21 protein-coding genes and 1 pseudogene are annotated in these 23,597 nt (G+C 59.9%); 7 read left to right on the plus strand and 15 right to left on the minus strand.

Annotated features, from left to right (window positions below):
* Positions 1 to 6: 6 nt before the first annotated feature.
* The 3 genes and pseudogenes from OH720_RS30485 to OH720_RS30495 form a co-directional block, all read right to left on the minus strand.
* Positions 7 to 1,371, minus strand: coding sequence for an aspartate aminotransferase family protein (locus tag OH720_RS30485; protein WP_008064955.1), 1,365 nt, complete (start codon positions 1,369 to 1,371; stop codon positions 7 to 9).
* A 59-nt stretch (positions 1,372 to 1,430) separates the two neighbouring features.
* A complete protein-coding gene (locus OH720_RS30490) occupies positions 1,431 to 2,789 on the minus strand; it encodes a glutamine synthetase family protein (protein WP_008064954.1) in 1,359 nt (452 codons plus the stop codon).
* Between the two features lie 124 nt (positions 2,790 to 2,913).
* Positions 2,914 to 3,186 (minus strand): annotated as a pseudogene (locus tag OH720_RS30495) (gamma-glutamyl-gamma-aminobutyrate hydrolase family protein); the annotation flags it as partial.
* Positions 3,187 to 3,464: 278 nt separating this feature from the next.
* Here OH720_RS30495 and OH720_RS30500 point away from each other — a divergent pair.
* Complete coding sequence (locus OH720_RS30500) at positions 3,465 to 4,841, plus strand: glutamine synthetase family protein (protein ID WP_007976355.1); 1,377 nt, start codon at positions 3,465 to 3,467, stop codon at positions 4,839 to 4,841.
* Positions 4,842 to 5,006: 165 nt separating this feature from the next.
* Positions 5,007 to 5,645: a TetR/AcrR family transcriptional regulator gene (locus OH720_RS30505; RefSeq protein WP_272603954.1), complete on the plus strand. Its 639-nt coding sequence runs from the start codon at positions 5,007 to 5,009 to the stop codon at positions 5,643 to 5,645.
* A gap of 175 nt (positions 5,646 to 5,820) precedes the next feature.
* Here the strand turns inward: OH720_RS30505 and OH720_RS30510 are convergent, their stop codons facing one another.
* The 9 genes from OH720_RS30510 to OH720_RS30550 all read right to left on the minus strand — a co-directional run bounded on the left by OH720_RS30510 (position 5,821) and on the right by OH720_RS30550 (position 14,748).
* On the minus strand, positions 5,821 to 6,036 hold the full coding sequence (locus tag OH720_RS30510) for a TOBE domain-containing protein (RefSeq protein ID WP_007967989.1): 216 nt from the start codon (positions 6,034 to 6,036) through the stop codon (positions 5,821 to 5,823).
* A gap of 33 nt (positions 6,037 to 6,069) precedes the next feature.
* Positions 6,070 to 6,876 carry an aliphatic sulfonates ABC transporter ATP-binding protein gene (ssuB, locus tag OH720_RS30515; protein WP_272603955.1) on the minus strand — a complete coding sequence of 269 codons (807 nt, stop codon included), beginning with the start codon at positions 6,874 to 6,876 and terminating at the stop codon, positions 6,070 to 6,072.
* Positions 6,873 to 7,655 carry an aliphatic sulfonate ABC transporter permease SsuC gene (gene ssuC / locus OH720_RS30520; RefSeq protein ID WP_008064950.1) on the minus strand — a complete coding sequence of 261 codons (783 nt, stop codon included), beginning with the start codon at positions 7,653 to 7,655 and terminating at the stop codon, positions 6,873 to 6,875. Before ssuC ends, ssuB begins: the two co-directional genes overlap by 4 nt.
* Positions 7,656 to 7,663: 8 nt before the next feature.
* Positions 7,664 to 8,812 carry an FMNH2-dependent alkanesulfonate monooxygenase gene (ssuD, locus tag OH720_RS30525; protein ID WP_272603956.1) on the minus strand — a complete coding sequence of 383 codons (1,149 nt, stop codon included), beginning with the start codon at positions 8,810 to 8,812 and terminating at the stop codon, positions 7,664 to 7,666.
* A gap of 25 nt (positions 8,813 to 8,837) precedes the next feature.
* A complete protein-coding gene (locus OH720_RS30530; protein WP_180202231.1) occupies positions 8,838 to 9,803 on the minus strand; it encodes a sulfonate ABC transporter substrate-binding protein in 966 nt (321 codons plus the stop codon).
* Between the two features lie 90 nt (positions 9,804 to 9,893).
* Positions 9,894 to 10,487 carry an NADPH-dependent FMN reductase gene (ssuE, locus tag OH720_RS30535; RefSeq protein ID WP_008064947.1) on the minus strand — a complete coding sequence of 198 codons (594 nt, stop codon included), beginning with the start codon at positions 10,485 to 10,487 and terminating at the stop codon, positions 9,894 to 9,896.
* 253 nt (positions 10,488 to 10,740) lie between these two features.
* Complete coding sequence (locus OH720_RS30540; protein ID WP_272603957.1) at positions 10,741 to 11,379, minus strand: peroxiredoxin; 639 nt, start codon at positions 11,377 to 11,379, stop codon at positions 10,741 to 10,743.
* 294 nt (positions 11,380 to 11,673) lie between these two features.
* Complete coding sequence (locus tag OH720_RS30545; protein WP_272603958.1) at positions 11,674 to 13,035, minus strand: OprD family porin; 1,362 nt, start codon at positions 13,033 to 13,035, stop codon at positions 11,674 to 11,676.
* Between the two features lie 384 nt (positions 13,036 to 13,419).
* A complete protein-coding gene (locus OH720_RS30550) occupies positions 13,420 to 14,748 on the minus strand; it encodes an OprD family porin (protein ID WP_272603959.1) in 1,329 nt (442 codons plus the stop codon).
* A 362-nt stretch (positions 14,749 to 15,110) separates the two neighbouring features.
* Between OH720_RS30550 and tauA the strand changes: the two genes are divergently transcribed.
* Complete coding sequence (gene tauA, locus OH720_RS30555; RefSeq protein WP_272603960.1) at positions 15,111 to 16,100, plus strand: taurine ABC transporter substrate-binding protein; 990 nt, start codon at positions 15,111 to 15,113, stop codon at positions 16,098 to 16,100.
* A 56-nt stretch (positions 16,101 to 16,156) separates the two neighbouring features.
* Here tauA and argA read toward each other — a convergent pair whose 3' ends face one another.
* Both argA and argE read right to left on the minus strand, forming a co-directional pair.
* A complete protein-coding gene (argA, locus tag OH720_RS30560; RefSeq protein ID WP_008064942.1) occupies positions 16,157 to 17,455 on the minus strand; it encodes an amino-acid N-acetyltransferase in 1,299 nt (432 codons plus the stop codon).
* A 148-nt stretch (positions 17,456 to 17,603) separates the two neighbouring features.
* A complete protein-coding gene (argE, locus tag OH720_RS30565; protein ID WP_272603961.1) occupies positions 17,604 to 18,773 on the minus strand; it encodes an acetylornithine deacetylase in 1,170 nt (389 codons plus the stop codon).
* A gap of 156 nt (positions 18,774 to 18,929) precedes the next feature.
* Here argE and OH720_RS30570 point away from each other — a divergent pair, with 156 nt between their 5' ends.
* The gene (locus OH720_RS30570; RefSeq protein WP_020797285.1) at positions 18,930 to 20,297 is read left to right on the plus strand and encodes a CYTH domain-containing protein; all 1,368 of its coding nucleotides are present in this window, start codon (positions 18,930 to 18,932) and stop codon (positions 20,295 to 20,297) included.
* A 79-nt stretch (positions 20,298 to 20,376) separates the two neighbouring features.
* On the opposite strand, the gene OH720_RS30575 is transcribed toward OH720_RS30570, so the two are convergent.
* A complete protein-coding gene (locus OH720_RS30575) occupies positions 20,377 to 20,841 on the minus strand; it encodes an Lrp/AsnC family transcriptional regulator (RefSeq protein WP_272603962.1) in 465 nt (154 codons plus the stop codon).
* 126 nt (positions 20,842 to 20,967) lie between these two features.
* Between OH720_RS30575 and OH720_RS30580 the strand changes: the two genes are divergently transcribed.
* The 3 genes from OH720_RS30580 (at position 20,968) to OH720_RS30590 (ending at position 23,569) form a co-directional block, all read left to right on the plus strand.
* Positions 20,968 to 21,306 carry a hypothetical protein gene (locus OH720_RS30580; protein WP_272603963.1) on the plus strand — a complete coding sequence of 113 codons (339 nt, stop codon included), beginning with the start codon at positions 20,968 to 20,970 and terminating at the stop codon, positions 21,304 to 21,306.
* A gap of 90 nt (positions 21,307 to 21,396) precedes the next feature.
* Positions 21,397 to 23,181: a GspE/PulE family protein gene (locus tag OH720_RS30585; RefSeq protein WP_008064937.1), complete on the plus strand. Its 1,785-nt coding sequence runs from the start codon at positions 21,397 to 21,399 to the stop codon at positions 23,179 to 23,181.
* Positions 23,182 to 23,251: 70 nt separating this feature from the next.
* Positions 23,252 to 23,569, plus strand: a complete 318-nt coding sequence (locus OH720_RS30590; RefSeq protein ID WP_008064936.1) for a DUF2388 domain-containing protein — start codon at positions 23,252 to 23,254, stop codon at positions 23,567 to 23,569.
* Positions 23,570 to 23,597: the final 28 nt, after the last annotated feature.

Here is a 23,597-nt window from a genome sequence, read left to right on the forward strand (position 1 = left end):
TAGCACTTAGGCCTGCAACGCACTCAGGGTCAGGTCAAGGCACTTGCGTGCCTTGGTCACCAACTCATCGATTTCCGCAGGCGAGATCACCAGCGGCGGCGCGATGATCATGGTGTCCCCCACGGCACGCATGATCAGCCCGTTATCGAAGCAGAACTGCCGGCAGATCATGCCGACGCCCTTGCCTTCGTAGCGCTTGCGAGTGGCCTTGTCCTGAACCAGTTCGATCGCCCCCAGCAGGCCTACCCCACGAACTTCGCCCACCAACGGGTGATCATTCAGTTCGCGCAAACGTTTCTGCAAATACGGTGCCGTTTCTGTCTTCACGCGCTCGACAATTTTTTCGTCGCGCAGGATACGGATGTTTTCCAGGCCTACAGCCGCCGCCACCGGGTGCCCGGAGTAGGTGAAACCGTGGTTGAAATCGCCGCCTTCGTTGAGCACGTCGACCACTTCATCGCGCACGATCAGGCCACCCATCGGGATGTAGCCGGAGGTCAGGCCTTTGGCGATAGTCATCATGTCGGGCTTGAGGTCGTAGAAATCGCTGCCGAACCACTCGCCGGTACGGCCGAAACCGCAGATCACTTCGTCAGCCACGAACAAAATGTCGTACTTGGCGAGGATCTCCTTGATTCGCGGCCAGTAGCTGTCTGGCGGAATGATCACGCCGCCGGCGCCCTGGATCGGCTCGGCAATAAAGGCGCCGACGTTGTCCACGCCCACTTCCAGGATTTTCTCTTCCAGCTGATTGGCAGCCCAGATCCCGAACTCTTCCGGGGTCATGTTGCCGCCTTCGGCGAACCAGTACGGCTGGGCGATGTGGACGATGCCCGGAATCGGCAAGTCGCCTTGTTCGTGCATGTAGGTCATGCCGCCCAGGCTCGCGCCGGCCACGGTGGAACCGTGATAGCCGTTCTTGCGGCTGATGATGACTTTCTTCTTCGGCTGGCCCTTGATCGCCCAATAGTGACGAACCATACGCAGCATGGTGTCGTTGCCTTCAGAGCCGGAACCGGTGAAGAACACGTGATTCATGCCTTCTGGCGCGACATCGGCGATGGCCTTGGCCAGCTCCAGCACCGGCGGGTGGGCGGTCTGGAAGAACAGGTTGTAGTACGGCAGCTCGCGCATCTGCTTGCTGGCGGCGTCGGCCAGTTCATCGCGACCGTAACCGATGGCTACGCACCACAGGCCGGCCATGCCGTCGAGGATCTTGTTGCCTTCGCTGTCCCACAGGTAGACGCCCTTGGCGTTGGTGATGATCCGCGGGCCCTTCTCCTTCAGCTGCTTGAAGTCGCTGAACGGGGCCAGGTGGTGATCGCTGCTCAGGGTTTGCCATTCACGGGTTTGCGGGTTGTTGCTGGTCATACCAATCTCCTAAAAAGTCCAGGTGAGAGCGCCACCCGACAACGGCGGCGCCCGGCGCGTCAGACGGCAAAAAGCAGGAATTCCCGTTCCCACGAACTGATCACGCGCTTGAAGTTTTCATGCTCGGCCCGCTTGACCGCGACGTAGCCAGTGATGAAAGTTTTGCCCAGGTAACGCTCGATGGTTGCGCTGTTTTCCATGCGCTCGAGCGCGTCTTCGATGGTCAGTGGCAGGCGCAGGTTGCGGCGCTCATAACCACGACCCACCACCGGTGCGCTCGGGTTCAGGCCTTCGACCATGCCGATGTAGCCGCACAGCAGGCTCGCGGCAATGGCCAGGTACGGGTTGGCGTCGGCACCCGGCAGGCGGTTTTCCACGCGCCGGTTTTGTGGCCCGGCATCCGGTACCCGCAGGCCCACGGTGCGGTTTTCTTCACCCCATTCCACGTTCACCGGTGCCGAGGTGTCCGGCAGGAAGCGGCGGAACGAGTTGACGTTGGGGGCGAACAGCGGCAGCAACTCGGGAATCAGTTTCTGCAGGCCACCGATGTGCTGCAGGAACAACTCGCTCATGGTCCCGTCTTCATTGGAGAAGATGTTCTTGCCGGTCTCGATGTCGATGATGCTCTGGTGCAGGTGCATGGCACTGCCCGGCTCGCCGGTCATCGGCTTGGCCATGAAGGTCGCCGCCACGTCGTGCTTGAGCGCGGCTTCGCGCATGGTGCGCTTGAACACCAGGATCTGGTCGGCCAGGGACAGGGCGTCACCGTGACGGAAGTTGATCTCCATCTGCGCCGTGCCGTCTTCGTGGATCAGCGTATCGAGGTCCAGTTCCTGCAATTCGCACCAGTCATAGACGTCCTCGAACAGCGGATCGAACTCGTTCGCCGCCTCGATGGAGAACGACTGGCGACCGATTTCCGGGCGTCCGGAGCGGCCGATGGGCGGCTGCAACGGATAATCCGGGTCGTCGCTGCGCTTGGTCAGGTAGAACTCCATTTCCGGCGCCACGATCGGCTGCCAGCCTTTGTCGGCATAGAGTTTGAGGACCTTCTTGAGCACGTTGCGCGGCGACAGCTCGATCGGGTTGCCTTGCTTGTCGTAAGTATCGTGGATGACGATGGCGGTCGGTTCGATGGCCCATGGCACCGGGAACACCGCGTTCTGGTCGGGACGGCAGATCATGTCGATGTCAGCCGGGTCGAGCAGCTCGTAATAGATGTCGTCTTCGACGTAATCGCCGGTCACGGTCTGGAGCAGCACACTTTCTGGCAGACGCATGCCTTTTTCGGCGATGAATTTGTTGGTCGGCGAAATCTTGCCCCGGGTAATCCCGGTCAAGTCGGCGATCATGCATTCGACTTCTGTGATCTTGTGGTCTTTCAACCAATCGGTGAGCTGGTCGAGGTTGTTACTCATAAATGCCTCTAGGCTTTGAGTTTCCTGACACTTGAGGTCAGGCGATAGTTGACGCATCGGCGTCGCGGTGAAATGCAAGTTTGCGCCAGGCTACCGTGCTTGTGTGTACTTCTGCGCATATCAGGCGTGCAGAATCGCGAGCGGTGCCCTGCACAAAGGCCGAGCCGCTATTGTGAATCGGTTCTATATTGAATGGAGTAACCGTAATGGGTGTGCCGTCGAGGCCGTCCAGAATATCGGACAGGGACGGTTGATCCGCCAGGAACGGGAGGATCACCGACAGGCTCTGGGCCGCTGCGGCCACGGCGCTGACGTGGATGTCGCCACTGATGTGATAAGCATTCAGACCGGTCTGCAAAGAGCAGGCGGTAACGCCGATTATCGGCAGGCGAGACATGAAGCACCCCGGTATTATTGCTGTTATGGGTTTGATTCGAGCTTAGCCTTGTTCATTTTTTTACACAACACCCCCGTAAAAAATACAACACGGCCCGCTCAAGCCTGCGGGCGTCAAACGGCCAAGGGGTATAAAAACGCCCCAAAGCGCCTCAAAAAAGCCACACGAGCGCTTTTTTAGGGCAAAAAAGGCCTCGCTTGACTTCGGCATGCCGTTCGGGTTGACTGGAATCCGAAAAGATCAATGATTGATATTTTTAACAACAAAGGTGTTGCATCATGTCGGTACCCCCGCGTGCCGTTCAGCTTAACGAAGCGAACGCGTTCCTTAAGGAACATCCTGAGGTTCTGTACGTTGACCTTCTGATTGCGGATATGAATGGTGTGGTGCGCGGCAAGCGCATCGAACGCACCAGCCTCCACAAGGTTTACGAGAAAGGCATCAACCTGCCGGCCTCTCTATTTGCCCTGGATATCAATGGCTCTACGGTGGAAAGCACCGGCCTGGGCCTGGACATCGGTGATGCTGACCGAATCTGCTATCCAATCCCCGATACCCTGTGCAACGAGCCCTGGCAGAAGCGCCCGACCGCGCAACTGCTGATGACCATGCACGAACTCGAAGGCGAGCCATTCTTCGCTGACCCGCGTGAAGTGCTGGCCAATGTGGTGCGCAAGTTCGACGAAATGGGCCTGACCATCTGCGCCGCGTTCGAACTGGAGTTCTACCTGATCGACCAGGAGAACGTGAACGGTCGTCCGCAACCCCCTCGCTCGCCGGTTTCCGGCAAGCGCCCGCACTCGACACAGGTCTACCTGATCGACGACCTCGACGAATACGTCGACTGCCTCCAGGACATCCTGGAAGGTGCGAAAGAGCAAGGCATCCCGGCCGACGCCATCGTCAAGGAAAGTGCCCCGGCGCAGTTCGAAGTGAACCTGCACCACGTGGCCGACCCGATCAAGGCCTGCGACTATGCAGTGCTGCTCAAGCGCCTGATCAAGAACATCGCCTACGACCATGAAATGGACACCACCTTCATGGCCAAGCCTTACCCAGGCCAGGCGGGCAACGGTCTGCACGTGCACATTTCGATTCTCGACAAAGACGGCAAGAATATTTTTGCCAGTGAGGATCCCGAGCAGAACGCCGCGCTGCGACACGCGATCGGCGGTGTGCTCGAGACCCTACCGGCGCAGATGGCTTTCCTCTGCCCGAACGTCAACTCCTACCGTCGTTTCGGCGCGCAGTTCTATGTGCCGAACTCGCCGTGCTGGGGCCTGGACAACCGCACCGTGGCGATTCGCGTACCGACCGGCTCCGCCGATGCCGTACGTATCGAACACCGTGTGGCCGGCGCCGATGCCAACCCGTACCTGCTGATGGCATCGGTTTTGGCAGGCGTGCACCACGGTCTGGTCAACAAGGTCGAACCTGGCGCTCCGGTGGAAGGCAACAGCTACGAGCAGAACGAGCAGAGCCTGCCGAACAACCTGCGCGACGCGTTGCGCGAGCTGGACGACAGCGAAGTCATGGCCAAGTACATCGATCCGAAATACATCGATATCTTCGTGGCCTGTAAAGAGAGCGAGCTGGAAGAGTTCGAACACTCCATCTCCGACCTTGAGTACAACTGGTACCTGCATACCGTGTAAGTGGCTGCAGTGAAAAAGAACGCCGTCGGCCTCACAGCCAACGGCGTTTTTTTATGGCCGCCTGCGGCGGATCGCGTGTAGGAGCCAGGCTTGCCGGCGAAGGCGTCCGAGCAGACAACATCGAACCCGCCTCGTACAATGCCCCCTGCCCCGCAGGAGACTCCAATGACGCGCACCTCCACCCCCCGCAAACCCCGTGCACGCAGCCAGGCCCGGATCGATTCGATACTCGATGCCGCCCGCACGCTGCTGGCCGCCGAGGGCGTGGCCAGTCTGTCGATCTACAGTGTCGCCGAACGCGCGCAGATCCCACCTTCCTCCGTGTACCACTTCTTCGCCAGCGTCCCGTCCCTGCTCGAAGCGTTGACCGCCGACGTCCATGCGGCCTTCCGCGCCTGCCTGCAGGCGCCCATTGACCATGACGCATTGAATGGTTGGCGTGACCTGTCGCGGCTGGTGGAACAACGCATGCTCGACATCTACGACGAAGACGCCGCCGCCCGCCAGCTCATCCTGGCCCAGCACGGCCTGACCGAAGTCACCCAGGCCGACCGCCAGCACGACATTGAGCTGGGCGACCTGATGCACAAGCTGTTCGACCACCATTTCGAGCTGCCACGGTTGCCGGACGATGTCGATGTGTTTGCCCTGGCCATGGAGCTCGGTGACCGGGTTTATGCGCGCTCGGTGCAGCAGCACGGGCAGATCACGCCGCGCATGGCTGAGGAAGGGATGCGGGTGTTCGATGCGTATCTGGGGCTGTACCTGCCGCCCTATTTGCCAAAGCGCACTATTCCAGGCTGATTTTTTCACTGGCCTGACTGGCCTCATCGCGAGCAGGCTCACTCCTACATTTGGAATGCGTTTCCCTGTGGGAGTGAGCCTGCTCGCGATGGCCGCACCGCCGGACTCACTGATTGACGCGCATAAAAAACCCCGAAGGGCTCAAACCCTTCGGGGTTGTGTGTAATGCACGCCCTTACAACTTGGCGATCGACACCTCGGTGGATTTCACGAACGCGATCACTTCGCTGCCCACCGCCAGTTCCAGCTCTTTCACCGAACGCGTGGTGATCACCGAGGTGACGATGCCGGAAGCCGTCTGCACATCGATTTCCGACAGCACGTCACCGAGGACGATTTCCTTGATCGAGCCTTTGAACTGGTTGCGAACGTTGATGGCCTTGATAGTCATGATGTTGATTCCTGTCGTTGATTGAGGCTTGAGTTATTGAGCCCAACGCAACTGCGTAGGCAAGGGTGAAACAGGTTCCGGTTCCGGCGGTTGGCCCGGTAGCGACAGCACGCGGTTGAGGACTTCGGTTTCCAGCGCCGCCAGCCGATGGGAGCCGCGTACCCGAGGGCGCGGCAGTTCCACGTGCAGGTCGAGGCCGACTTCGCCGTCTTCGATCAGGATCACCCGATCGGCGATCGCCACCGCTTCGCTGACGTCGTGGGTGACCAGCAACACGGTGAAACCGTGCTGTTGCCAGAGCCGTTCGATCAGCTGCTGCATTTCAATACGGGTCAGGGCATCCAGCGCACCCAACGGCTCGTCGAGCAACAGCAGGCGCGGTTGATGGATCAAAGCGCGCGCCAGCGCCACACGTTGCTTCTGCCCTCCGGACAGTGCCGCCGGCCACTCATTGGCGCGATCCGCCAGGCCGACCGCTTCCAACGCTTGCAGCGCTTGCGGCCGCCAGTTGCCCTTGAGTCCGAGGCCGACGTTGTCGATGATCTTTTTCCACGGCAGCAGGCGCGCTTCCTGGAACATCAATCGTGTGTCTTCCCGCGCCTCGCTCAGCGGCGCGGAGCCGGCCAGCAAGTCACCGCCCGTAGGCTGGTCGAGCCCGGCCAGCAGGCGCAGCAAGGTACTTTTGCCGCAGCCGCTGCGACCGACCACCGCGACGAACTGACCGGCCGGAATGTGCAGGTCGATCTCGCGCAGCACCTGCCGCGAGCCGAAGGTTTTTTGCAGTTTGCGCACCGCCAGCGGAATGCCGCGCAGCAGGCGTGGAGGTTGTTGAGCAGTCATGCGGCACCTCCTTTAACGACCTGATAAGCCGGATGCCAGCGCAGCCACACACGTTCAAGTCCACGGGCCGCGAGGTCGGCCAGTTTGCCGAGCACCGCGTACAGCAGAATCGCCAGGACCACCACGTCGGTCTGCAGGAACTCCCGGGCGTTCATCGCCAGGTAGCCGATGCCGGAGCTGGCGGAGATGGTTTCGGCGACGATCAGGGTCAACCACATGAAGCCCAGGGCAAAGCGCACACCGACCAGGATCGAAGGCAACGCCCCCGGCAGAATCACCTGGCGGAACAGGCTGAAACCGGACAAACCGTAGCTGCGCGACATTTCCACCAACGCCGGGTCGACGTTGCGGATGCCGTGATACGTGTTGAGGTAGATCGGGAACAAGGTACCCAGGGCCACCAGGAAAATCTTCGCCGACTCATCGATGCCGAACCACAGGATCACCAAGGGGATCAGCGCCAGGTGCGGCACGTTGCGGATCATCTGCACCGAGCTGTCGAGCAGGCGTTCGCCCCATTTCGACAGGCCGGTGATGAAGCCCAGAGTCAGGCCGATGCCGCCACCAATGGCGAAGCCCAGCGCCGCGCGCCAGCCGCTGATGGCCAGGTGCGTCCAGATTTCACCACTGCTGACCAGGCTCACCCCGGCTTCGATCACGGCAATGGGCGCCGGCAGAATCCGCGTCGACAACCAGCCCGCCGACACCGACAACTGCCACACCGCCAACAGCAAGACCGGCAATGCCCAGGGTGCAAGGCTGTGAATGATCTTCTTCATGGCGCGCCTCAGCTCTGGGACGCGGCTTTAGGGAGAATGTCGTTAGCGACCATCTCGCCAAACGGGCTGACGTAACCGGCGCTTTTCGGCAACTCGGGACGCTCGATATCCAGGTGCGGGAATAGCAGCTCGGCAACGCGATACGACTCTTCCAGGTGTGGATAACCGGAGAAGATAAAGGTGTCGATACCCAGGTCCGCGTACTCCTTCACGCGGGCAGCCACGGTTGGACCGTCGCCCACCAGCGCCGTGCCGGCACCACCGCGCACCAGGCCGACACCGGCCCACAGGTTCGGGCTGACTTCCAGGTTGTCGCGATTGCCGCCGTGCAGCGCAGCCATGCGTTGCTGGCCCACGGAATCGAAGCGTGCCAGCGAAGCCTGGGCACGGGCGATGGTGTCGTCGTCCAGGTGCGAGATCAGTCGATCAGCCGCTTGCCATGCCTCGGCGTTGGTTTCGCGCACGATCACATGCAGACGAATACCGAAGCGCACGGTGCGCCCGAGCTTGGCGGCCTTGGCGCGTACCTGGGCGATTTTCTCGGCAACGGCGGCCGGTGGCTCGCCCCAGGTCAGGACCATTTCGACCTGCTCTGCCGCGAGGTCCTGGGCCGCTTCCGACGAACCGCCGAAGTACAGCGGCGGGCGCGGTTGCTGGATCGGTGGATAGAGCAGCTTGGCGCCCTTCACGCTGATGTGCTGGCCATCGTAATCGACGGTTTCGCCTTCCAGCACGCGACGCCAGATGCGGGTGAATTCCACCGAGGCCTGATAGCGCTCTTCGTGGGTCAGGAACAGACCGTCGCCGGCCAATTCTTCCGGATCACCGCCTGTCACCAGGTTGAACAGCGCACGCCCGCCGGACAAGCGATCCAGGGTCGCCGCCTGACGCGCCGCCACCGTTGGGGAAATGATCCCGGGGCGCAGCGCGACGAGGAATTTCAAACGCTGGGTCACCGGGATCAGCGACGCGGCCACCAGCCACGAGTCTTCGCAGGAACGACCGGTAGGGATCAGCACGCCGCCGAAGCCCAGGCGATCCGCCGCTTGCGCGACTTGTTGCAGGTAACCGTGGTCGACGGCGCGAGCGCCTTCGGCGGTGCCAAGGTAATGGCCGTCGCCGTGGGTAGGCAGGAACCAGAAGATGTTGAGGCTCATGGAGTGGTCTCCTTAGGGAATCGAATTACTGTGCTTTGGCAACGGCCGCCGGTGGCGTCCAGATCACGTCTTTGATGCTCAGCGGTTTTGGAATCAGCTTGAGCTGATAGAAGCTGTCGGCGATTTTCTGTTGCGCGGCGACCACTTCCGGGGTCAGGAACAACGCGCCGTAGCCCTGGCGTTTCACCGACGTCAGGGTGATGTCCGCCGGCAGGCCGAGCAGTGGCGAAACCTGTTTGGTCACGTCTTCCGGATTGGCCTTGGACCATTCACCCACCGCACGCACTTCTTCCACGAGGGTCTTGATCACCTCAGGGTTTTTCTGCGCATAAGGCTTGGTGGCGAGGTAGAACTGGTGGTTGTCGACGATGCCCTGGCCATCGCGCAGGGTGTGCGCTTGCAACTGCTGTTCGGCGGCGGCCTGGTACGGGTCCCAGATGACCCAGGCATCGACGCTGCCACGCTCGAACGCGGCGCGGGCATCGGCCGGCGGCAGGAATACGGTCTGGATATCGGTGTACTTGAGGCCGGCGTCTTCCAGGGCGCGGACCAGCAGGTAATGCACATTGGAGCCTTTGTTCAGGACGACCTTCTTGCCCTTGAGGTCCTTCACCGATTTGATCGGCGAGTCCTTCGGTACCAGGATCGCTTCGCTGTGCGGCGCTGGCGGTTCGTAGGCGACGTAGAGCAGATCAGCGCCGGCTGCCTGGGCGAACACTGGCGGGGTTTCGCCGGTGACGCCGAAGTCGATGGAGCCGACGTTCAGGCCTTCGAGCAGTTGCGGGCCACCAGGGAATTCAGTCCATTGCACGTCGACGCCTTGGGCGGCGAGGCGTTTTTCCAGGGTGCCTTTGGCTTTGAGCAGCACCAGGGTGCCGTATTTCTGATAGCCGATTCGCAGAGTTTCAGCTTGAGCTTGAGTAATGGCGCCGAAGGTGACAGCCGCAGCAAACAGAGCGACCAGACCGCGACGCAAAATGACAGGGCGCATGGCGCTCTCCTTTTTGCAGTTGGGTTTTTGGCTGCACCTGCTTGCCCGTTAGCGGGCGAGTAAGGCCAGTACATCAATTTGGGGTAAGGCTTAAATGCTCCAGCGAGCACTCAACAAACGATCATTCAACAGCTGCGGATCGAGCGGCTTGGGCCGTCGCGCCATGGCGCTGAAAAACAACTCCAGCGACTCGTTCAATCTTTGCTCCAGCTCCGGCGCCAACTGCGCCTGGGCGCTGCCTTCGCCGTAGGCGATCTGGCTGTCGACGGCGAAGATCCCCTGGAGCAGTTCCTGGGCTTTCAATGCCGACAACACCGGTTTGAGCGCGTAGTCCACTGCCAACATGTGGGCAATGCTGCCCCCGGTTGCCATTGGCAACACCACTTTGTGCGCCAGGGCACGCTCGGGCAGCAGATCCAGCACGGTTTTCAACGCACCGGAGAACGAAGCCTTGTAGACCGGCGTGGCGATCAGCAAGCCATCGGCGTTTTCAATCTGTTGCAGCAGGTTGATCACCTTCGGGCTGTCGAAGCGTGCATGCAGTAAGTCTTCGGCCGGGAAGTCCCGTACCTGGTAGCTCACCACTTCCACGCCCTGCCCTTGCAACCAACGCTGGGAGCGCTCCAGCAACACCCCGGAACGGGAGCGCTGGCTGGGACTGCCACCGAGTGAGACGACCAGCATTCAGAGGATTCCTTGAACGGTGTTGGCGATTCGCGGTTTGCGATCTCGCTTTGATGGAGTGACCTTAACAGGTGATTTATATATCCATAAATCATATTTATTCATTTGGTTATTCGTTCTGGAAATATGAATTCAAATTCTTCCAGACGAAAAAAAAGGCCGTCGAAACGGCCTGAAATCCCCTGCTTTGTAGAAACAGCCTCCCTGCCAGATCGTTCCCACGCAGAGCGTGGGAACGATCAACGAGCAGGCTTCAGCGATTGGGCTGCGGCGTCAGGCGCAGGTACGGTTTCACCGCGCGATAGCCCTTGGGAAATCGCTGCTTGATTTCATCTTCATCCTTGAGCGACGGCACGATCACCACCTCATCACCGTCCTGCCAGTTGGCCGGTGTGGCCACCTTGTAGTTGTCGGTGAGTTGCAGCGAGTCGATCACCCGCAGGATTTCATGGAAGTTGCGGCCGGTGCTCGCCGGGTAGGTGATGGTCAACCGGACCTTTTTGTTCGGGTCGATCACGAACAGCGAACGCACCGTCAGGGTGTCGTTGGCGTTGGGATGGATCAGGTCGTACAGGTCCGAGACCTTGCGGTCGGCGTCGTCGAGAATCGGGAAATTGACCACGGTGTTCTGGGTTTCGTTGATGTCTTCGATCCACTTGTGGTGCGAATCCACCGGGTCGACGGACAGCGCGATGGCCTTGACCCCACGCTTGGCGAATTCATCTTTCAATCTGGCGGTGAAGCCAAGTTCGGTGGTGCACACCGGCGTGAAGTCGGCCGGGTGGGAAAACAGCACACCCCAGCTATCGCCCAGCCACTGGTGAAACCGGATGGTACCGGCGCTGGAATCCTGTTCGAAATCCGGGGCGATATCGCCCAGTCTGATGCTCATGGTGCTGCTCCTGGTGAGTGCTGGTTGAGATCAACTGTGCCTGCATTTCTTATTCATTAAAAAGAATAAATATCGATTTGTTTAGATCTGTCTGGAATATTAAACATCTCTTCACTGGACGCGCGAACCCATCGCGCCGAACATCGCCCACAAGGTTCGAGAAGGCCTTGAGTTGCTGCAAAAGAGGGGATTTTCCAGGCGGGTTTACGGGGGTGAGCCCGCCTCGAAAACACAAAAGCCCCGCCCGGCGTGATGCCGGGCGGGGCTTTTTTTGCCTGGGTTACCCGAGCGCTATTACAACAGCGGGATCGAGTAGCTGACGATCAGGCGGTTCTCGTCCTGGGAGCGAGTGTTCGGCAGATCGGTGCGCCAGGTGGCGTTTTTCCACTGCACGCCGAGGTTTTTCAACGCACCGGACTGAACGACGTAACCCACGGTCAGGTCGCGTTCCCACTCGGAAGCGCCGTTAGCCGCCTCGCGACCGGCAGTGTTGACGGTATCAATATCGTCGCCATGCAGGTAAACCACACCCGCTGTCAGGCCAGGTACGCCGACCTTGGCGAAATCGAACGAGTAACGTGCTTGCCAGGTTTTCTCGCCGGCACGGGCGAACTTCTGGATTTGCGAGTCGGTGATGATGTAGGCCGATGCACCGTCGCCCTGGTTCAGGTACGGGAAGTCGCTGCTGCCGTTGCTGACCTGGTAACCGCCACCGAAGGTGTGACCTTCAACGGTGTACAGGAACAGACCGCTGTACAGGTTGTTGTCGACCTTGCCTTTACCGCTCGGCGCATTGTAGTTGCCAGAAGTGAAGAAGTTCGCGTCGTGACCGTTGGCACCGTCATCCCGGCTATTGAAGTAGCGCAGGTCGGATTTCAGAACGCCCGGGCCGATTGCCCAGTTGTGAACCAGGCCCAGGAAGTGCTGCTTGTAGAAATCTTCCAAATTGCCGTAGTAGTACTGCGCAGTCAGGTCTTTGGTGATTTTGTAGTCACCGCCACCGTAATAGAATTTGTTGCTGTCGCGGCCAGCCGCAGTGCGACCGTTGGCACCAGCGATCGACAACTCTTCGTTGTTGCTGGAGTTACGACCTTTGGCGTGCTCGATCTGACCACCGACCAGTGTCAGGTCTTTGATATCGCCAGAGGTGATCTGACCACCCTGAAAAGTTTGCGGCAGCAGACGACCATCGTTGGTGACGATTACCGGCAGTTTTGGCTGCAAGGTACCCAGTTTCAGTTCAGTCTGGGAGATCTTGGCTTTGGCAGTCAGGCCCAGGCTGGAGAAGTTATCAACCGCTTCGCCGTTGGACTTGCTCGGGAACACAGTGCCGCCATAAGCGTTACCAGGGGTGCCATTGGCGTTAACGTTGCCATTAGTGCCGCCACCCGAATCCAGCTTCACGCCCAACAGGCCGATCGCATCGATACCGAATCCGACAGTGCCTTGGGTGTAGCCGGAGATGAAACGCAGGTCGAAGCCTTGGCCCCATTCTTCGTTCTTGTTCGGCTGAGCAGCGCCGTCACGATAGTCAGTGTTGATGTAGAAGTTGCGCAGCCCCAACGTTGCCTTGCTGTCTTCGATGAAACCGGCGGCGCTTGCCTGCTGCGCCAAAACCCCTACGGCCACAGCCAGGGCCAAGGTGGACTTGTTCATTGTTTCGCTCCTATCGTTTTAATTCTTGGTCCTGGGTCGAATGCCCTGGATCCGCGACCGTCTGGATCGGTCGTTTTTTTGGGTCGCGCAGAATACTCCTTCATAATCCTAAAAAGAATTGCAAAAACAATTTTAATCGCATTTAGGAATATGCCCCGACAGCGCAGACCCGAGGTAACGGCGACAAACCGATTCCTGGAATTTTCGGGTGTTCGGGGGTTTGGAACTCGATCCGAGGCTTACGGTGCGTGTCGGAAGGTCTTTACTTTAAGCGCTTAAGAAAAAAGCTAAAAAGAATAAAAAATCATCACGTGCATTGTTTATGGAATATAAAAATGAACGCGAAAAAAAGCCTCGTCCGTTGACGAGGCTTTGGGCTACGGCTTACTTGAAGGCGTAGGTGTAGTTGAAGATCAGACGGGTTTGGTCCTGGTCGGCGATGTCGATTTCGCTGCCACGGTAGACGCCATGACGTAGCGTCACACCCAAGCCCTTGAGCGTGCCCTGCTGAATGGTGTAATCCACACGCATGTCTCGTTCCCACTCTGACATATCGCTGCCAGTGCCGTTCTTGGCCTTGATATTGTCGCCACGCAGGTAAGCGACCGAAGCTTTCAAACCTGGCACACCCGCCGCTGCAAAATCATAAGTGTATTGACCGAAGGTGGTGTTCTCGCCGGCACGGACAAAGCCGTTGATCATGGCATCGGTGAATAGGTAGAAGCTGGTGCCACCCTCACCTTGGTTGCGACCTCTGCTGTCCACTACGCTGCCCTGATTCAGGTAGACAAAGCCACCATCATCGTTGACGCGCTGATGACCGAGCAGGAAGGCGTTACCACCCAGGGTGTAGGTGAACATGGCGCTCCAGGTCTTGTTATCGACCTCGCCTGGGTTCTTGGCGAAACCACCGTTGTTATTGAAGACGTAGCCCGGATCGCCGTTCTTGCCGTCAGAGCTGCTGTCGAAATAGCGCAGATCGGTCTTGAAGGACTGGTTGGCACTGATTGGGTAAACATGCACCAGGCCCAGGAAATTCTGCTTGTAGTAGTCTTCCAGGTTCGCGTAGTAGTACTGCAGCATCAGGTCTTTGGTGACCTTCCAGTCAGCACCGGCGTAGCGGAACTTGTTGCTGTCCTGAGTACCACCATTGACTGCCAAACCGGCTGTGTTCGACGAGGCGCGACCCGCTGCGTGCTCCAGCTGACCTACGTTGAAGGTCACATTGTCGATTTCCTTCGAGGTGATGGTCCCCCCTTCAAAGGTCTGTGGCAGCAGACGGCTGTCGTTCGCTACCAGAATTGGCATGTTCGGTTGCAAAGCACCACCGTAGTGGGCCTCGGTTTTCGAGAAACGCGCCTTCACGTTACCCGCCACACGGCTCCACTCGTGCACTGCCGAGCCATCAGTGTCGCTTGGGAAGAATGTATTGCTATCCGGGTGATGGCCCTTGCCACCATCCAGATGGATGCCGACGAGTGCCTGAGCGTCGAAACCGAATCCGACAGTCCCTTGGGTGAAGCCCGACAGGTAATCGAACTTGAGGCCTTCAGCAGTCTCTCGCTGATCCGCGCCGCCATCGCGGTTATCGTTGTTGTAATACATGGTGCGCGAACTTACGGAAGCCTTGCTGTCTTCGATGAAACCCGCGGCGCCTGCCTGCTGCGCCATAACCCCTACGGCCACGGCCAGGGCCAAGGTGGACTTGTTCATTGTTTAGCTCCTCTCGTCTCTAATTCTTGTATTCCTGGCCCGGAATCGATGTCCCGGATCCTAAGATGCGCGATTAGCGCCAGAGCGTGACCCACAAGTCAATCGTAACTTTGTGTGTCTACGACCATAGTCTAATCCCCGGTTTTTTGGTCCCTGCAGGGTCATGAGTTCGTCATAAACCTGAAAAGAATGATCGGATTCTTTCCTCATACCCTTTAGGAATTTAGCTCACCGTCTCACCGCCCTCGGGATAGAGCGGCTGACTCATAAGCTAATTCCTAAATGGTATTTATTGGCCGTTTTTTAGATCGATTAGGTTTAGTAGCAATTCCGCCACAAAACCTATCGAAGAGGCCGATGCCATGACGATCAAGCGCGCACTATCCCGACCATTTGTTACAGTTTGTGTATCGTTAATGGTTTCTTTTTCCGCCCATGCGGCGAACCTCACGGTGGGCTACCAGACTGGTATCGACCCGAGCAAAGTTCCCCAGGCCGATGGCCTTTACGAAAAAACCATTGGCGAGAAAATCGACTGGCGGCGCTTCAACAGTGGTCCGGAAGTGGTCACCGCCATTGCCTCCGGTGATGTGCAGATCGGCAACCTCGGTTCCAGCCCACTGGCTGCCGCGGCCTCGCGCAATCTGCCGATCGTCGCGTTCCTCGTTTCCGCGCAGATCAATGCCGCCGAAGCCTTGGTGGTGCGCAACGGCAGTGGCATCGATAAACCGCAAGATCTGATCGGCAAGACCATCGCCACGCCGTTCGTTTCCACTTCCCACTACAGCCTGTTGGGCGCGCTGAAGCACTGGGGGCTGGACGCGTCGAAAGTCAAAGTGGTGAACCTGCAACCGGCGGAAATTGCCGCCGCCTGGAAACGTGGAGACATCGACGGCGCGTTCGTCTGGTCGCCGGCCCTGGGAGAAATTCGCAAGACCGGCAAGACCTTGACCGATGCCGCGCAGGTCGGCCAATGGGGTGCACCTACCTTCGAAGTCTGGGTAGCGCGCAAGGATTACGCCGAGAAGCACCCGGAGGTCATCGCCCGGTTCGCCAAGGTGACTCTCGACTCATTTGCCGACTATGCGGCGCATAAGGACAGCTGGACTGCGGATTCGGTACCGGTGCAAAAAATCGCCAAACTGACCGGTGCCAACGCCGTCGATGTGCCGGAACTGCTGGCCGGTTCCGCGTTCCCGGATGCCAAGGCACAACAGACCAGCGCACTGCTGGCCGGCGGCACGGCGCAGGCGATTGGCGAGACGGCGAAGTTCTTGAAGGAACAGGGGAAGGTTGAAACGGTGCTGCCGGATTACTCGCCGTATGTCAGCGCGAAGTTTGTGCAGGAATAACGCAACATGGTGATCGTTCCCACGCTCCGCGTGGGAACGATCCAAGAGCCCTCGCTTTACAGGGCTTTTTCGAAGATCTTCGAATTACGCTGATAGTTGTACAGCGACGCCCGTGCCGACGGCAGGCGATCGACGCTGCTTGGCACGAAGCCGCGCTCGCGGAACCAGTGAGCCGTGCGCGTGGTGAGGACGAACAAGGTTTTCAACCCCTGGGCCCGGGCGCGGGTTTCAATGCGCTCGAGCAGCTCATCACCACGACCGCCATGCCGGTACTCCGGATTCACCGCCAGGCACGCCAACTCCCCGGCATCGGAATCGGCGATCTGATACAGCGCCGCACAGGCGATGATCATGCCCTCACGTTCGACCACGCTGAACTGCTCGATCTCACGCTCAAGCACTTCGCGCGAGCGACGCACCAGAATGCCCTGCTCTTCCAGCGGGCTGATCAAGTCCAGCAAGCCGCCGACGTCTTCGATAGCCGCTTCGCGCACCACCTCGAATTGCTCCTGGGCCACCAGCGTACCGCCACCGTCACGGGTGAAGAGCTCCGTCAGCAGCGCACCGTCTTCGGCGTAGCTGACGATATGGCTGCGGGCCACGCCGCCACGGCAGGCTTCAGCGGCGGCATCCAGCAGCTCGGCCTGGTAGTTGCTGCCCAGACGTTGCAGATGTGCCGGCACCTGTTGCGGACGCAGTTCGCGTACCAGCCGCCCGTGTTCATCGATCAAGCCCAGGTCGGCGCCAAACAGCAACAGTTTGTCTGCGCCCAGGTCGATGGCCGCACGCGTGGCGACATCTTCACAGGCGAGGTTGAAAATTTCACCGGTCGGCGAGTAGCCCAGTGGCGACAAGAGCACGATGGAGCGCTCGTCCAGCAGGCGATTGATGCCCTTGCGGTCCACTCGACGCACTTCACCGGTGTGGTGATAGTCGACACCCTCCAGCACGCCGATCGGCCGCGCGGTCACCAGGTTGCCGCTGGCCACCCGCAGACGCGAGCCCTGCATCGGCGACGACGCCATGTCCATGGACAGCCGTGCCTCGATGGCGATGCGCAGCTGGCCAACCGCGTCGATCACGCACTCCAAGGTCGCGGCATCGGTGATGCGCATGCCGTGATGGTAGTGCGGGGTCAGGCCGCGAGCTTCGAGGCGCGCTTCAATTTGCGGGCGCGAACCATGGACCAGGACCAACCGCACGCCCAGGCTGTGCAACAACACCAGGTCGTGGACGATGTTGCCGAAATTCGGGTGTTCAACGCCATCGCCGGGCAGCATGACGACAAAGGTGCAATCGCGGTGGGCGTTGATGTAGGGCGAAGCGTGACGAAGCCAATTGACGTATTCGGGCATGAACCTGGGCCTGTAATAAATAGCAGCCGAAAAAAGGGCAGAACAGAAAACGCACAGCGGGCTGATGGTTATCGTCGGAACAGGCTTGGCGACACGCGCGCTCTCCTCATGAATACGGGTTGGGACATTGGCAATTTAAACGGGGCGTTCAACCGGCTGGTACCGATGTTTGGGCCGGCGTCAGGCAGTAATGTTCAATCAACTGTCGTAATAGATGCACCGTAGGCTGCAAACGTGACATTTCGAGGAATTCCCCCGGTTGGTGGGCGCAGGCGATATCGCCAGGGCCGAGCACCAGTGTTTCGCAGCCAAGTTGCTGAAGATAAGGCGCTTCGGTGCCGAATGCCACTGCTTCGGCGGCATGGCCGGTGAGCTTTTCGGCAATGCGCACCAGTTCCGCATCCTCAGCCTGCTCGAAAGGCGGCACTTCGGCGAACAGGGGCGCGTAATCGATCTTGACCTGATGCCGCTCGGCAATCGGCCTGAGCTTCTGCAAAATCTCGGCGCGCAGGACCTTGGGGTCCATACCCGGCAACGGCCGCAGATCGAATTCCAGGGAGCACTGCCCGCAGATGCGGTTGGGATTGTCGCCACCATGGATGCAGCCGAAGTTCATGGTCGGCATCGGCACGCTGAACTGCGGATTACGGAATTCGCGCTGCCACAACAAGCGCAGGCCGCGCAGTTCACCGATGGCGTCGTGCATGGCTTCGAGCGCGCTGTGCCCCAGGCGCGGGTCCGAGGAGTGGCCGCTCTGCCCGAGGATATCGATGCGCTCCATCATGATGCCTTTGTGCATGCGGATCGGCTTGAGCCCGGTCGGCTCGCCGATCACTGCCGCGCGCCCCAGCGGCCGCCCCGCCTGGGCCAGCGCCCGGGCGCCGGACATCGAGCTTTCTTCATCGCAGGTGGCCAGGATCAGCAGCGGCTGCTTGAACGGTTGGTCGAGCAGCGGCCTGACGGCTTCGATGGCCAGGGCGAAAAAGCCCTTCATGTCGCAACTGCCCAGGCCGACCCAGCGCCCGTCGACCTCAGTCAGCTTGAGGGGGTCGGTCTGCCACAACGCGCCATCGAACGGCACCGTATCACTGTGACCGGCCAGCACGAGCCCGCCGGGGCCACTGCCAAAACTGGCTAGCAAGTTGAATTTGCCGGGGCTGACCTGCTGGATATCACAGACAAAGCCCAGGTCGCCGAGCCAGGCGGCCAGCAGGTCGATCACCGGGCGATTGGATTGATCGAGGCTTGGCTGGGTGCAACTGACGGACGGCGCAGCGATCAGCGCAGCGAACTGATCTTTCATGGACGGCAAAGGCATCGCTGACTCCAACTCCCGAATTGAAGTCCATCATAGAGCCATCCGGTGACAGGAATAAACCGTCGCACGGCGAAGGCAGGTTGAGTCCTGTACACTGCACGACCTTGGCAGCCACCAATTCCCCCGGCTGCGCTCCCGATCCTGGATTTTCCGGCCATGCAGAAAGAAACCGAAATCAAGCTCCGCGTCAGCCGCGAAACCCTCGCCGCCCTGCGCGAGCACCCGTTACTGAAAAAACGCAACAAAAGTGGCTGGGAACGCCGTGAGTTGATGAATCAATACTTCGACACCCCTGAGCGTGACCTGGCCCGGGCCAAAGTCGCCCTGCGCCTGCGCAAGGATGGCGAAGAAGTGATTCAGACCCTCAAGACCCGCGGCCAAAGCGTCGCTGGCCTGTCCGTACGTAACGAGTACGACTGGAACCTGCCCAAAGCCAAGCTCGACCTGAAAAAACTGGACGGCGAATGCTGGCCCGAAGAACTGGCTGAACTGGACAAGAAAACCCTGAAAGCCATCTTCACCACCGATTTCGTCCGCGAGCGCGCGGAAATCGCCTGGGGCCGTGGCAAGACCAAAGTGGTCATCGAAGCGGCACTGGACCTGGGCCACGTGGTAGTCGGCAAGCAGAAAGAAGAAATCTGCGAACTGGAACTGGAATTGCGCGAAGGCGAACCTGCCGCGCTGCTGGAACTGGCCGCCGAACTGGCTGAAAAACTGGCGCTGATGCCATGCGATATCAGCAAGGCCGAACGTGGCTATCGCCTGTACGACGCCCACAGTTACTCGTTGAGCCTGCCTGCGCCGCAGATCAGCGCCGAAACGCCACTCGACGACGCATTCGCCGCGCTCAGCTGGCACTTGCTGGGCAGCAGCCAGCGCCTGGCCGAGCAGTATCGTTTCAATGGCCACTGGCGCCTGTTGCAGGACTGGGTCGAGAACCTGGCTGAAATGCGCGCACTGATCAGCAGCCTTGGCCAAGCCGCACCGCGTCAGTCGACCCACGATTTGCGTGTCGCCCTCGACGCCCTGCTGGAAGACTGGCGCCCGCTGGTCCAGGCCGGCCTGGACGATGAAGACGTTCGCAAAGCCGCGCCGGAGCAGTTCCTCGAAGAACTCGAAGACCCGCGCTGGGGCCTGTTCTCCCTGAACACCTCGCGCTGGTTGCTGGCCCGCACCTGGACCGCCGAGCGCAACACCCGCGGCAATCGCCAAGGCGCCGCGCAATTGGGCAGCTGGCTGCCACGCCTGCTGGGCGAAGAAGCCACCTCGTTGCAATTGCAGCGTTACCAGCAACAGCCGGAAGACCTGGCCGAGCAACTGCCGCGCATCGAACGCATCCAGGTCTGGCTGCATCACGCGCGCAACGTGCTGGAGATCCCGGAAATGGATCGCCTCTACGGCGAGCTGAACAAGCTGGCGCAACTGGCCAACGAACCGATCACCGACGAAACCCTGGATGCGCGCAAGCAACAGGCGATCGCGGTTTATCAGAATCGTGCCTGGAAGATGTTGCTGCGTCTGTAATATCGCCATCGCAGACAAGCCTTGCTCCTGTAGGAGCGAGGCTTGCCCGCGAAGAGGCCGGTACAGGCACTACAAAATCCTAGACAGGCAAACTGGTGGTCGACTTGATCTCCGACAACGCCACAATCGAATTGACCTCCTGAATCCCCGGCACCAGCGATAGCTTCTCGAAGAAAAACCGCTCATACGCCTCGATGTCCGCCGCGACGATCCGCAGCAGGAAATCCACCGCCCCCATCAGCACGTAACACTCAAGCACCTCTGGAAAGCCTCGAATGGCCTCGGTGAACTCGGTGAAGTTCGAACGGCCATGGGCGTTGAGTTTTACCTGGGCAAAAATCTGCGTGTTCAGGCCGATTTTCTTGCGGTCGAGCAAGGTGACCTGGCCGCGAATGATCCCCTCCTCTTTCATCCGCTGAATCCTCCGCCAGCAAGGCGACTGCGAAAGCCCTACCTGTTCGGCGATCTGCGCGCTGGAGAGCGAAGCATCCTCCTGCAGCAAGGCGAGAATCCTGCGGTCGTAGCTGTCCAGCTCGCTGTGCATAAATAAACCTTAAAATGATAATTCCGTGAATAACACGATTCGCCAGATCTGTAATACGGCTAATCATAGATAAGAAATACCCGCCACCGAATGTAAAAATTTCTCCAATCAGTCTGGAGACCGAACATGCCCTACCTGGAAGCCGTCAATACCTCGCCCACCCGCGCCGATGCCTGGCATGCCGGTAACGCCCATTGCCGCGTTCACTACCAATTGCTCGCCGAAGCCGAACCGGACCTGCTGTGCCGCGCGCTCAACCTGTTCGCCCTGCAGTTCCTGACTCCGCAACAGGTGAATGTGCAACGCCAGGACGACTTGCTGGCCATCGATGTCGTCATCGACGGATTGAGCTGGCATCGCGCCCAGGTGATTGCGGAAAAACTTCGAAACCTGATCAGCGTGTGCTCGGTCGACCTGCAAACCGCTGATGCTGCCTGGGCCGAAACGGCACTGGCGGCGGGCTGAAAAACCCCGATACGGCTTCGTCGGGTAGTGGCCCAACAGCCTGCGGGGTCACGGCTATCCTTTGCGCACTGTTGTTCAAAAGGAGCCCGCATGTCCGTTCAAATCGCCTTTCAGGACCGCTGGCTGGACCTCAATGATGTGCTGCGTGAACTGGTCGCCCAGGGCTTTGTCAGCCAGGACTCGGCCGAACAGGCCCTCAACGCCCGACGCCGTCACGCCGCCAATGGCCAGATGCACCCGCTGGAGTTCATCGCCAGCCAACACCTGGACGACCTCAGCCGTCCCGGCAAGCACCTCGACCTTGAAAGCCTGACCCTGTGGCTGTCCCAGCAAGCCGGCCAGCCTTACCTGCGTATCGATCCGCTGAAAATCAACGTCGCGGCCGTGACCCCGCTGATGTCCTACGCCTTTGCCCAGCGTCACAAGATCCTCGCGGTGTCGGTCGATCGCGACGCAGTGACCATCGCCAGCGCCCAGCCTTACGTCACTGGCTGGGAAGCCGACCTGACCCACGTGCTGAAGCTGCCGATCAAGCGCGTGGTGGCCAACCCGGTGGACATCCAGCGTTTCAGCGTGGAGTTCTTCCGCCTGGCCAAATCGGTCAGTGGCGCGAGCAATGCCGATCAACAGGTCAGTACCCTGGGCAACTTCGAGCAGTTGCTCAACCTCGGCGCCAGCGATCAGGAGCCCGACGCCAACGACGCGCACATCGTCAATATCGTCGACTGGCTGTTCCAGTACGCCTTCCAGCAGCGCGCCAGCGATATCCACATCGAGCCCCGGCGCGAACAGGGCACGGTGCGCTTTCGCATCGACGGCGTGCTGCACAACGTCTACCAATTTCCGCCACAGGTGACCATGGCCATCGTCAGTCGCCTCAAAAGCCTGGGGCGCATGAACGTCGCGGAGAAACGCAAACCCCAGGACGGCCGGGTGAAAACCAAGACCCCGGAGGGCGGTGAAGTCGAGTTGCGGCTCTCGACCTTGCCCACCGCCTTCGGCGAAAAAATGGTCATGCGAATCTTTGACCCGGAGGTGCTGCTCAAGGATTTCGATCAGTTGGGTTTTTCCGCCGATGACCTGCGGCGCTGGCAGGACATGACGCGCCAGCCCAATGGCATCATCCTGGTCACCGGGCCGACCGGGTCGGGCAAGACCACCACGCTCTACACCACGCTGAAAAAACTGGCGACGCCGCAGGTCAACCTCTGCACCATCGAAGACCCGATAGAAATGGTCGAGCCGGCGTTCAACCAGATGCAGGTCCAGCACAACATCGACCTGACCTTCGCCGCCGGTGTCCGGGCGCTGATGCGGCAAGACCCGGACATCATCATGATCGGTGAGATCCGCGACCTGGAAACCGCCGAGATGGCCATCCAGGCCGCCCTCACCGGGCACCTGGTGTTGTCGACGCTGCACACCAACGATGCGCCCAGCGCCATCAGCCGCCTGCTGGAACTCGGCGTGCCGCATTACCTGATCAAGGCCACCGTGCTTGGCGTGATGGCCCAACGCCTGGTGCGCACCCTGTGCCCACACTGCAAGGCCCCGCAAGCCCTGGGCGAGGAAGACTGGCAAACCCTGACCCGGCCCTGGCAAGCACCGTTGCCTGGCAACGCCCAGCGCGCCATTGGTTGCCTGGAATGCCGCGATACCGGCTATCACGGTCGTGCCGGGGTGTACGAAATCATGCAATTAAGCGATGGCCTGAAGGCGCTGATCAATCCCGACACCGACTTGCTGGCGGTGCGGCGCCAGGCGTTCAAGGAAGGCATGCGCAGCCTGCGACTGTCAGGTGCACAGAAAGTGGCGGCGGGTTTGACCACGATTGAGGAGGTGTTGCGGGTAACACCGCAGAGCGAGCAGAAGTAGGTGGGCCGTCATGGAACTCGATGGGGGGCCGACAATCCAACATCGCAGTTAATCAGTGGAGTCACCCATCATGCGTTTCAAAGTTGCTGTCGCTACCATCGCCTTGTTGTCCTTGCCTGTCGGCTCGGCGATGGCTGATAGCTTTTGGCGTAACGTCCTTACCTCCGGTGCAACCACCGGTTCGACCTACCTGACGTTCAAGGACAACAAAATGATCATCGCTGCCCAGGACGATGCCAGCAGCTTCGTCGCCAGTGACGGCGGCATCCGCGGCCCGTACCTGGAAGCGGCGATGCAGAAAGTCCGCGCCGACAACCCGGGGCTGCAGGCCACGGATATGGAACTGGCGAATGCGATCCTGGCGAAGAACGCCGTGGCTTCGGAATAAGCCCAGGTTGCCGAACAAAAAATGCCGC

Origin of the sequence: Pseudomonas sp. WJP1 (assembly GCF_028471945.1) — a bacterium.
Lineage (GTDB): Bacteria > Pseudomonadota > Gammaproteobacteria > Pseudomonadales > Pseudomonadaceae > Aquipseudomonas.